Consider the following 11,087-nt stretch of genomic DNA (forward strand, 5'->3'; position numbering starts at 1 on the left):
TGGTGCCGTCGGCTCCCTTGATGGTGACCTCCTTGATGGTCATCAGCTTGCCGCCACCGGCTGGCGGGTTGTATACATTGACCACCTTGCCTGGGATGGCCTTGTCGACCAGTTCCAGAATGGAGGCTTCAGTCGGAATCCCGGCCATTGACACGTGTTCTTCGCTTGACCCGATCACGCTTTGCATGATTGGTCTGTCCCTGCGGCAGGTTACGGCCTTGACCTTAACCAGGTTGACGGCTGGGTTGGCATCCCCGTTGTAGCCAGGGAATTCCGGCATGGCGTGGCCGGTATGAGTGTTGATGTCTTCAACGATGGTCTCATTTGGCATGATTTCAGCTTCAATGACGTATTCGGCGCGGGCTAAGGCTTGTTCGTCAACTGCCACCCCATCGACCAGCTGGACCGGTTCCTGGCGCAGAGCACCTGCAACATCGAGTTCATCATAGCCCAGCGGGGTTGTTGGCGGTTCAAAAGTTGCCCCAATGGTTACGGCCGGATCCAAGCCAATATTGATGGTAATTGGCATCGGCTTGCCCAGTTTTTCGAATTCCTTTTGGAAGTGTCCAATGTGGCGGCCACCAGGCATGATGTACATCCCCATCGTATCCTTGCCTTCAATGCAGATCCGGTGAATGGTAACGTCAGTCATTGACTTGTCTGGCATTGACCCCTTGACCAGGCCGCAGGTGATGTAGGGTCCAGCATCATATTCAGTATTGGTTGGGGCTGGCACCAATTTTCTGAGGTCAAAGTCCGGATCAGTTGCCAGGTGAACTACTTCTTGGACTGGGGCCTCTTCCTTGGGCACGGTAATTGGGTGTACCGGGTTTTCAACCGCGTCCTTTAAGAAGCGGCCCAGGGTCTGCCAGTCATGGTGGAGGATCTTGCCAACCCGTCTTCTTGAGGCCATGAGGCCGATCAAGACTCTCGTATTGTCAAAGCCCTTCAAGTTGTTGAACATCATGGCCGGGCCTTCCTTGGTCGGCCGTTCAACAGTACCGCCAGCCCCAATGTAGCGGTAGACGCCGGAAATTTCCGCGTCCGGGTCAATTGCTACGTTTGTTTCATGATAATTTTCCGGGTCGTCGGCGATTTCCCGCAGGACCTTGCGCAGGTCCCAAGGATCAGTAATTTTTTCAGTCATTTTTTCGCGCTCCTTAATTGCAAATTTGTCTGTCATTACTGTCATTGTAGATTTCGGGAGCCGGACTTGCAATTCTAAGTCGCTAGCGATCTATTCCAGACTGGAATTCTTCATCTCTTGCCAAAAAAGCTCTTGGGCTTGGTTGTGCCGCCCTTTCAGCCGGACCAAGCAGAGCTGGCTTTCGATCTTTTCTGTCAAATCCAGGCACTTGAGACCAGCAAGCTGGCTGGCAGAAACAGACTTTTTCATCAAAAGGGCAATACCGAGCTGCTGGCGGACCATTTCCAAAATAGCCTCAATCCGCTCGCCCTGGTAGACGAAATTCGGCTCATAACCAGCTTTTTGGCAGGCAGCGACAATTTTCTTTTCAAAATAGGTCCGTTCACCTAAAGTCAAAAAACGGGCTCCAGCCAGATCTGACAATTTTACCCGCTTCTTTTGAGCCAGGGGGGACTTGCTTGAAACAAAGAGGGCCAGTTCATCGTCTTCAAAAAAGAGATAGTCATAACGCGGATCCAGTTTTTCATCCCACTTGCGCAAAAAAAGCAGGTCCTGGGGCCGGCGGAGCTTTTGGGCCAAGTCTTGAGACTCACCTTCATGAAAAAGCAGGTCAAGCTCTGGATGCCGGCCCATAAAGGCTGTTACGGCTTTGAAGAAATCATAATTGGTCATGGTAGGGATCGCGTACAGGTCCAGGGTCTTAGTCTGCTCTTGCCGGCAATCAGCTACTGCCTGGTCAAACTGCCGGCTGTCAGCTAAAAGGCGCTGGGCATAGGGGAGCAGGTACTCGCCTTCTTTGGTTAAGCGGACCCGGCGGCTGCTTCTTTCAAACAGCTTCATCCCGATCTCTTTCTCCAGAGCCGCGATATGCTTGGAGACTGTACTTTGGCTGGTATACAATTCATCAGCTGTCTGTGAAAAGCTCAAGCTGGCGGCCAGAGATACAAAGGCTTGAATTTTGTCTAACACGCTCTTCTCCATTCTGTTTACTTTTTGCTTTATGAAAGATTATCTGCCTTTTCAACTTTTCTGTCAAAAACAAAAAACAGACGGAAAAACCGTCCATTTTCTATCATATTTACGCCCCCACGGCTTTTAAGACTACGTTGACCCAGAACCAGGAAAACGGCATTACCAGAATCATAGCCGGTATCATATCCGCAATCGGGAAGTTTTTCAATTTGGCCATTCTAAAACCGGTTGCCAGCATCAAAAAGCCCCCGCAGGCCTTAAAGTCAATAATCATCGTGTTGTTGGTTAAAGGCAGAATGAATTGGGCCAAAACGAAAAGCAAGAACAAGACCAAGAATTGCGGAATCGCGACCAGGCTGACCACATAGCCCAAATTGCAGGCGAAGATAGCCGCCGTAAAGAGATCGAGAATCGCTTTAGAGAACAGAATCGAGTTGTCACCCGTCATCCCTGCCGTCAGGCTCCCATAGATCCCAGTCCCGCTGGCACAAAAGAGAACAATGCTGGTAACCAGTTGATTGACGAACTCATCATGAGTCAAACCCAGCTTTTCAGCTGGAAAGTGCTTGCTGATCGGAGCCTGCATGAGCATGGCCCCCTTGTTGAAGAGCTGGCCCAAGTGACAAGCGAGGCCAATCACTGTCCCCAGAATCAAGGCAAAAATAACCGCGGGCATGTTCTTCATCGGGGCAATTGCCATGACCCCCATACCCATCGAACAGATCCCGAAGATCAAGTTCAAATCCCGTTTAAATTCGTCACTTAACAAGTGGCCACCAAATGCGCCCAAAAGTCCGCCAATCAAAACGGACAAGGCATCGACAATCGCGCCTGTTGGCATTTTTCTACCTCCTAAAAATCTTAATAGCTTGCTTTTAATTTAGCAAACTCGCCGCCAGGCAACAATTCGCATTTAATTTCTATCTATTCGGGCCTGGAATACGAAGCAAAAAAACATGCTTCCAATAACTGGAAACATGTTCTTAGTCAAATATATTATTCTGCTGAGAAGTAGTCCTGAAGCAGGTCTGAGTGGTGCTTCAGCTTCTTGACGGCCTTGGCTTCAATCTGCCGGACCCGTTCCCGGGTAACGCCCAGGCTGCGGCCAACTTCTTCCAAGGTATGCGGTTCGTCATTTTCCAGGCCAAAGCGCAATTTCAAAACCTTAGCTTCCCGGTCAGTCAAGAATTCACCCATCATGCCGGACAGTTGATCCTTCAGCATTTCAAAAGCGGTATATTCTTCCGGGTTGATCGCTTTATTGTCTTCTAAAAGATCCCCTAACTGTGAATCCCCTTCTTCACCGACTGGCTTGTCCAAAGAGTCGGTTTCCTGGTTCTTGGCCACCGTGATGATTTCCTGCACCTTTTGCAAAGGCTCATTCATTTCCGCGGCCAGTTCTTCCGGTTTGGCATCCCGGTCCAAATCCTGCTGCAGGGTCCGCTGGATCCGGTTCATCTTGTTGATGCTTTCCACCACGTGGACCGGAATTCTGATCATCCGGTCCTGGTCAGCCAAAGCCCGGGTAATGGCCTGCCGGATCCACCAAGTTGCATAAGTTGAAAACTTAAAGCCCTTGGAGTAGTCGAACTTGTCGACTGCCTTCATCAAACCGATATTGCCTTCCTGGATCAAGTCCAGGATCCCCATCTTCCCGTTGTGCTTGGCATAGCGCTTGGCGATGGAGACCACCAGACGGAGGTTGGCGGCGGCCAGTTCATCCTTGGCTGACTCATCCCCGTTTTCAATCCGCTTGGCTACTTCTACTTCTTCATCCCGGCTTAACAGCGGGACCTTGCCGATTTCCTTCAAATACATCCGGACCGAGTCATAAACCCGGTCATTGTCGCTGGAAGCGACCAGTTCTTTTTGTTCTTTCTTTTCAGCTTCTTCTTCAGCCTTGAGGGCCAGAGCAGACGGTTCACCCTGGTCATCAACGATACTAATCCCATTGTCCGCAAACTCTTCTACCAGCTTGGCAGTTTCGGCATCGTTCAGACCATACGGCACCAAGAGCCGTGCTTTCAGATCATTTTCGCTGATCTGCTTGGTCTTCTTTAAACCGGTAATCACCATTTTAACTGCTTTTTCCAGTGGAAAATCATTTACGTTAGAAGCATTTTCTTTTGCCATTCAATCCGCCCTGTTCTTATTCTGCTAAAAATTTACTACTCTAAAAAGTCACGCAACTGGTTGCTCCGGCTAGGGTGCCGCAGCTTGCGCAAGGCCTTGGCCTCGATCTGCCGGATCCGCTCCCGGGTCACCCCAAAGACCCGGCCGACTTCTTCCAAAGTCCGGGGATTGCCGTCGTCCAGGCCAAAACGCAGACGCAATACATTCTCCTCCCTGTCAGTCAAAGTGTCAAGTACTTCAGCCAGCTGGTCTTTCAGCAATTCACTTGCCGCGTGCTGCTCTGGACTGGTCGCGTCCTTGTCTTCAATAAAGTCGCCTAAGTGGGAGTCGTCCTCTTCCCCAATCGGCGTCTCAAGCGAAACTGGCTCTTGCGCCACCTTGAGGATTTCCCGGACCTTCTTGACCGGCAAATCCATTTCCGCGGCAATTTCTTCCGGTTCCGGGTCTCTGCCCAAGTCCTGGAGAAGCTGGCGCTGGATCCGGATCAACTTATTGATGGTCTCCACCATGTGCACCGGAATTCTGATCGTCCGCGCCTGGTCAGCAATGGCCCGGGTAATGGCCTGCCGGATCCACCAGGTCGCGTAGGTCGAGAACTTGAAGCCCAGCCGGTAGTCGAACTTGTCGACCGCCTTCATGAGGCCCATATTCCCTTCCTGGATCAAGTCCAAAAAGCTCATTCCCCGGCCAACATAGCGCTTGGCGATGGAAACCACCAAACGCAGGTTGGCATTGGTCAGTTCATCCTTGGCTTCCTGATCGCCGGCTTCAATCCGCTTGGCCAGCTGGACTTCTTCATCCCCGCTGAGCAGGCTGACCCGGCCGATCCGCTTTAAGTACTGGCGGACCGGGTCATTCATCCGGCTGCCTGGAGCTGACAAGTGCTCAAGCTCCGCCTTTTCAACATTTTTCTGCTTGGCCAGGGCCAATTTGGACGGTTCGCCCTTGTCATCGACAATGCTGATCCCGTTGTCTTCAAATTCCTGCACCAGCTGATCGACCGCCCGGCCTTCGATTTGGTAAGGCTTCAGCAAGCGGTCGGTAAATTCCTTTTCAGAAATTTGCTTGCTCTTCTTGACATCCTTAACAACTAACTTAACGGCATCAGCCAGAGATACCTGGTCTGCCTTTCCTGTCTGCTTTGCTTTGTCTGTCATTTGATTGCCTTCACTCTATCACACGCAGCACCTTGCTGCACATTAATCTAAGAAATCCCGCAATTGGCTGCTCCGGCTCGGGTGGCGGAGCTTTCTGAGGGCCTTGGCCTCAATTTGCCGGATCCGTTCCCGGGTCACTTCAAAATGCTGGCCGACTTCTTCCAAAGTCCTGGTCTTGCCATCGTCCAAGCCAAAGCGCAGGCGCAGGACTTCTTCTTCCCGGTCGCTCAAGGTGTCCAAAACTTCAGCCAACTGCTCTTTCAGCATCTCGTTGGCCGCGTGCTGTTCAGGACTCATCGCGTCCTTGTCTTCGATAAAGTCGCCCAAGTGGGAGTCGTCCTCTTCCCCAATTGGCGTCTCTAAAGAAACCGGTTCCTGGGAAATCTTCAAGATCTCTCTGACCTTCTTGACCGGCAGGTCCATTTCTGCTCCGATTTCTTCCGGTTCCGGGTCTCTGCCCAGATCCTGGAGCAGCTGGCGCTGGATTCGGATCAGTTTATTGATGGTTTCCACCATGTGGACCGGGATTCTGATCGTCCGCGCCTGGTCAGCAATCGCGCGGGTGATGGCCTGCCGGATCCACCAGGTCGCGTAAGTTGAGAACTTGTAGCCCAGCCGGTAGTCGAACTTGTCGACCGCCTTCATGAGGCCCATATTCCCTTCCTGGATCAAGTCCAAAAAGTTCATCCCCCGGCCGACATAACGCTTGGCGATGGAAACCACCAGACGCAGGTTGGCTTCGGCAAGTTCCTGCTTGGCTTCCTCATCGCCGGCTTCAATCCGCTTGGCCAGGGCCACCTCTTCCTCACTGGTCAAAAGGTTGACCCGGCCGATTTCCTTTAGGTACATTCTGACCGGGTCATTCATCTTCATCCCGGTCGGGGCCGCCATATTGTTCAGTTCGGCCTTTTCAACATTTTTCTGCTTGGTTAAGGCCAGCTTGGAAGGCTTGCCGGCCTCATCAACGATGCTGATCCCATTATCTTCAAATTCCTGGACCAGCTGGTCGACTGCCTTGCCTTCCAGCTTATAAGGCTTGATCAAGCGATCGGTGAATGCAGCTTCCGTGATCTGGTGGCTGGCCTTTACTCCTTCAACAACCAGCTTAACCGCCTTTTCCAGGGACATTTCATTAGCCTTGGCTTGCTTTTCTTTTGTCACTAACTGCCTCCTCTTCTTGCAGCTTCAGCTGTCTTAGCTGCAAAATTGCCTGTGTTTCCAGCAAAATTTCCGTTTGGTCGTTTCGCCGACGCGCGTCTGCAATCGCCTGCATGTGGCGGTCGATCTCATCATCTATCTTGCACAGGTTGAGTACCCGTACCTGCGCTTCGAGCTCTTCCAGGGTAATTTCTCCCGGCAGCTCGGTCATGTCAGTACTAACAATTATACTCTGAAGTTCTTCAGGAATAAAATCTAAAAAGCCGCTTAATGAAACATTTTCATGAGTTTCAATGTAATTGAGCCAAAGTTTGGCCAGGCGCTCGTATTCCGGGTTGGGAAAAACAAAGCCATTGATAAGCAAGTAGTCGCGGGCCTCATCTGAATAGATGTAGGCATAAAGCAGGCGCTGCTGTGCTTTTAACGACCGGGTAACCGGCTGGGGAGCTTCTGCTGGCGCCAAGGGGGCTGGCTCTGGCAGGACTTCGTTATTTGTGTGCTGGACAACCCGGCGCTGCTTGCGGCGGGCCCTTGACAGGTTAACCTTCAAAGCATCCAGCGAAACGCCGGTTTCCTTAGCTAAGCGGCTGACATACAAGTCTTGTTCAACCGGATTGGGCAGGGCAGCGATCTCGGCGACTGCCTCGCTTAAATATGCCACCTGTTCGCGCTCGTTGTTTAAGTTGTACTTCTTCTTCAAGCGCTGCAGGAAAAAGTCGGTGGTTGAAATGGCACCTTTGATTGCGGCCTGGTAGCTGTCAGCTCCGTACTGCTTGACGTATTCATCCGGGTCAAGCTTGTCTGGCAAGATCACGATCCCTAGGTCAAAGTTGCCAGCTTGCTTGAAGAGGCCCACTGCCCGCTCAGTAGCGTGCTGGCCCGGATCGTCGCCGTCGTAGTTGATGACGACTTGCTTGGTGATCCGGCGGATCATGTAGACCTGCTGCTGGGTCAAACTGGTCCCCATGGAGGCAATCCCTGTCTTAATCCCGGCCTTGTAGGCGGAAATCACGTCCATATGCCCTTCAAACAAGACCAAGTGCCCTTCTTTTCTGGCATGCTTCTTGGCTTCAGAGAAGTGGAAAAGGAGGTCGGATTTGTTGAAGATGCTGGTTTCCGGACTGTTCAAGTACTTGGGCTCTTCCGGGTCATCGCTGATTCTTCTGCCTGAAAAAGCTACTGGGTGGCCGCTTTCATCGCTCATTGGAAACATCAAGCGGTCTCTGAAGCGGTCAAAAAGGCGGCCGTCCTGGCTCTTGACAAAGAGGCCGCTTTCTTCCAGCTGGTCCTCCGTATAGCCTTCGCCTCTTAAGTAAGTCAAAAGCAGGTCCGACTTGCCTGGGGCATAGCCGATCTTGAAGTGCTTGAGCAGGTCATCGTCCAGACCCCGCTGTCTGGCATATTCCAGGCCCCTTTCACCGATCTTGGTGGTCATGAGAACCTGTTGGTAAAAGTCCGCCGCGTCCTTATGCATCTGCATCAAGGGGTTCAGCTTGACCGGCTGCTCCTGGTATTCCTGGGGCATGGGGATATTGGCGAATTCCGCTACTCTTTCAACGCTTTCTGGAAAAGTTACTTCCTCCTTTTCCATGATGAACTTGTAGACATTACCGCCCTTGTGACAGCCAAAGCAGTAGAAGAACTGCTTGTCCGGGTTGACGCTGAAAGAAGGGGTCTTTTCTTGATGAAAAGGGCAAAGACCTACATAGTCTTTGCCTCTCTTCTCCAGTGATACATACTGGCTGATCACGTCAACAATGTTTACGCTGCCCCGAACTTCATTGATAAAATCTTCCGAAATTCTTCCAGCCAATTTGCCTCACCCTTTATTCAAAAATTTACTTGATAACCAACTTGCTCAAGTCACCCAAGCGCTTGGCCAGGTCATTGACAGCTGCCAACTGGCTCAAGCGGTTGTTCTTGACTGCTTCGTCCTTGGCCATGATCATGTTGACGTCGAAGTAGCGGTCGATTACCCCTTGCAGAGCAACGAAGGCTTCATAAAGTTCCGCATGGTCCTTGACATTTGCCAAAGCTTCAACTCCATTATAAAGGTCTTGTTCGCTTCTGTCTTCAAATAAGCTCGGGTCAACCGGACTAGCCTCGGTAAACTTAGCCTTCTTCAAGATGTTAGCAATTCTAGTCAGACTTTCAACGACTGGCTTGAAGGCTTCGTCGTCGTGGTGCTGCTGCAAAACCTTGGCTGCGGCCAGGATCTGGCTTGGGTCTTGTTCGCTTGAGGCCAGAACGGCGTCGATAACGTCGTATTGGTAGTTGTTCTTTTGCAGGAACTGCTTGATCCGGTCACGGATGAAGTCAGCAAGTTGCTTGTCTGCTTCAGCCCCTTGCGGCAGCTTGGCCGGAGTCTTGCCAGACAAAAGTTCAACGATTTCCGGAATAACCTGGTCAAATGGCAGGGACCAGTTTTCATTCAAGAGAATCCGGACAATCCCGTAAGCATAACGGCGCAAAGCGTATGGGTCGTTTGATGATGAAGGAATCATCCCGGCACCAAAGAAGGCGATGATGGTGTCCAGCTTGTCAGCAACTGATAAAAGGGCGCCGACCTTGGTCTTTGGCAGATCGCCTTCCGCCGTGGTTGGCATGTAGTGTTCCTTGATGGCGACAGAAACGTTTTCGTTTTCGCCAGCCAGACGGGCATAGTGCATCCCCATAACCCCTTGCAGTTCAGCGAATTCGCCGACCATTTGGGTTACCAGGTCAAACTTGTACAAGCCGCTTACCCGGTCAAAGTCAGCCACTTCTTCACTTGACAAGCCGAAACGCTTAGCCAGGTAGTCGCCGATGATCCGGACCCGGGTCATCTTTTCCGCCATAGAACCGATCTTGTCGTGGAAGGAAACGCTGTCCATCCGGTCAACAAAGTGGCTGAGCGGGTACTTGCGGTCTTCGTCGTAGAAGAATACCGCGTCGTCAAGCCGGGCAACCAAAACCTTTTCGTTACCGGAAATGACGTTTTCCAGGTGGTCCTTGTTCCCGTTTCTGACTGAGATGAAGTGGTTGATCAGCTTGCCGTCCTGGTCGTAGACTTCAAAGTAGCGCTGGTTGTCCTTCATGGAAGTGATCAAGACTTCATCCGGGATTTCCAGGTACTTTTGGTCAAATGAGCCGGCAAAAACAGTCGGGTATTCAACCAGGTTGTTGACTTCTTCCAAGAGGCTGGCATCCAGCTTGATCTGCCAGTTGTGGCTGCTTACCAGGTCGTTGATCTGGGAAACGATCATGTCCTTGCGTTCGTCAGCGTCAACGATGACATATTGGTCCCGGAGAGCTTCCACGTAGTCGTCAGCGTTGGCCAAAACCACGCTGTCGCCCAGGAAACGGTGACCGGCAGTCTTGCGGCCGGCAGTGATGTCCAGGAACTGAACTGGCACTACTTCGCTGCCGTAAAGGGCAACCAGCCAGTGGATCGGGCGAACAAATTCAAAGTCCTGGGAGTCCCAGCGCATCTTGGTCGGGAAAGTCATGGCCTTGATTACTTCGTCCAGGCCCAAAAGGATTTCCTTGGCTTCCTTGCCGGCCTTTTGCACGTGGACGTAGGCATATTCAACGCCCTTGAGTTCTTCAAAGTAGATGTCATCGGCACTCATCCCCTGGCCGCGGGCAAAGCCGACAGCGGCCTTGGTCCAGTTGCCGTCAGCGTCTTGGGCGATCTTCTTGGCCGGCCCCTTCTTAACTTCATCCACGTCAGCCTGCTTTTCATCCAGGTCCTTGACCAGGACAGTCAGGCGGCGGGGAGTGGAATAAGTTTGAATTTCCTTAAAGCCCAGGCCGTTTTCCTTCAAGAACTTGCCAGTTCTGTCAGCCAGCTGCTTGACTGATTTGCTGACCACGTGGGCTGGCATTTCTTCAACGCCGATTTCAAATAAAAAGTCTTTAGTCATTGCTTGCCTCCGCCTTTGCTTGTGCACTCTTCAACAATGGGAAGCCGCGCTTTTCACGTTCTTCCACAAACTTAACCGCTACTTCGTGAGCCATGTTGCGGATCCGGTGCAGGTAGCCTGCCCGTTCAGTTACTGAAACTGCCCCGCGGGCGTCCAGCAGGTTGAAGGTGTGGGAACACTTCAAGATGTAGTCGTAAGCCGGGTGAACCAGGTTTTGGCCCAAAAGGCGCTTGGCAATTCTTTCGTAAGTGTCGAAGAATTCCAGCAATTGCTTCTGGTCGCTTTCTTCGAAAGCGTACTTGGAGTGTTCGTATTCAGGTTCCTTGAAGATGTCCCGGTAAAGGACGCCGTCGCCCCATTCCAGGTCAAAGACTGAGTTGACGTCCTGGATGTAGGAAGCCAGACGTTCAACCCCGTAGGTGATTTCACCCATGGTAGGCTTGACGTCCAGTTCGCCGACAGTTTGGAAGTAAGTAAATTGGGAAACTTCCATCCCGTCCAGCCAGACTTCCCAACCGACACCGGCACAGCCCATGGATGGGTTTTCCCAGTTGTCTTCAACGAAACGGATGTCGTGTTCCAATGGTTCAATGCCCAGAACCTTCAATGAATCCA

The 11,087-nt window shown here is 51.7% G+C and carries 9 protein-coding genes; all 9 read right to left on the reverse strand.

The genetic code is table 11. The features are described 5' to 3' along the window. A partial coding sequence (locus ACI32D_RS02465; protein WP_439775075.1) for a UbiD family decarboxylase domain-containing protein occupies positions 1 to 1,135 on the reverse strand: 1,135 nt, incomplete at its 3' end. A gap of 102 nt (positions 1,136 to 1,237) precedes the next feature. Continuing rightward, the gene (locus tag ACI32D_RS02470) at positions 1,238 to 2,116 is read right to left on the reverse strand and encodes a LysR family transcriptional regulator (protein WP_439775068.1); all 879 of its coding nucleotides are present in this window, start codon (positions 2,114 to 2,116) and stop codon (positions 1,238 to 1,240) included. A 109-nt stretch (positions 2,117 to 2,225) separates the two neighbouring features. Then, on the reverse strand, positions 2,226 to 2,960 hold the full coding sequence (locus ACI32D_RS02475) for a DUF554 domain-containing protein (protein WP_439775069.1): 735 nt from the start codon (positions 2,958 to 2,960) through the stop codon (positions 2,226 to 2,228). Positions 2,961 to 3,115: 155 nt separating this feature from the next. Next, positions 3,116 to 4,252 carry a sigma-70 family RNA polymerase sigma factor gene (locus ACI32D_RS02480; protein WP_439775070.1) on the reverse strand — a complete coding sequence of 379 codons (1,137 nt, stop codon included), beginning with the start codon at positions 4,250 to 4,252 and terminating at the stop codon, positions 3,116 to 3,118. Between the two features lie 35 nt (positions 4,253 to 4,287). Continuing rightward, on the reverse strand, positions 4,288 to 5,409 hold the full coding sequence (gene rpoD / locus ACI32D_RS02485) for an RNA polymerase sigma factor RpoD (protein WP_439775071.1): 1,122 nt from the start codon (positions 5,407 to 5,409) through the stop codon (positions 4,288 to 4,290). A 42-nt stretch (positions 5,410 to 5,451) separates the two neighbouring features. After that, a complete protein-coding gene (rpoD, locus tag ACI32D_RS02490) occupies positions 5,452 to 6,537 on the reverse strand; it encodes an RNA polymerase sigma factor RpoD (RefSeq protein ID WP_439775076.1) in 1,086 nt (361 codons plus the stop codon). 4 nt (positions 6,538 to 6,541) lie between these two features. Then, complete coding sequence (gene dnaG / locus ACI32D_RS02495) at positions 6,542 to 8,380, reverse strand: DNA primase (protein ID WP_439775072.1); 1,839 nt, start codon at positions 8,378 to 8,380, stop codon at positions 6,542 to 6,544. A 25-nt stretch (positions 8,381 to 8,405) separates the two neighbouring features. Continuing rightward, positions 8,406 to 10,472 (reverse strand): glycine--tRNA ligase subunit beta, encoded by a 2,067-nt coding sequence (gene glyS, locus ACI32D_RS02500; RefSeq protein WP_439775073.1) that lies wholly within the window; start codon positions 10,470 to 10,472, stop codon positions 8,406 to 8,408. Further along, positions 10,465 to 11,087 (reverse strand): glycine--tRNA ligase subunit alpha (locus ACI32D_RS02505; protein ID WP_439775074.1); only part of this gene is annotated, 623 nt, incomplete at its 5' end. The genes ACI32D_RS02505 and glyS, both read right to left, overlap by 8 nt.

It is taken from the genome of Lactobacillus sp. (assembly GCF_051873315.1).
GTDB lineage: Bacteria > Bacillota > Bacilli > Lactobacillales > Lactobacillaceae > Lactobacillus.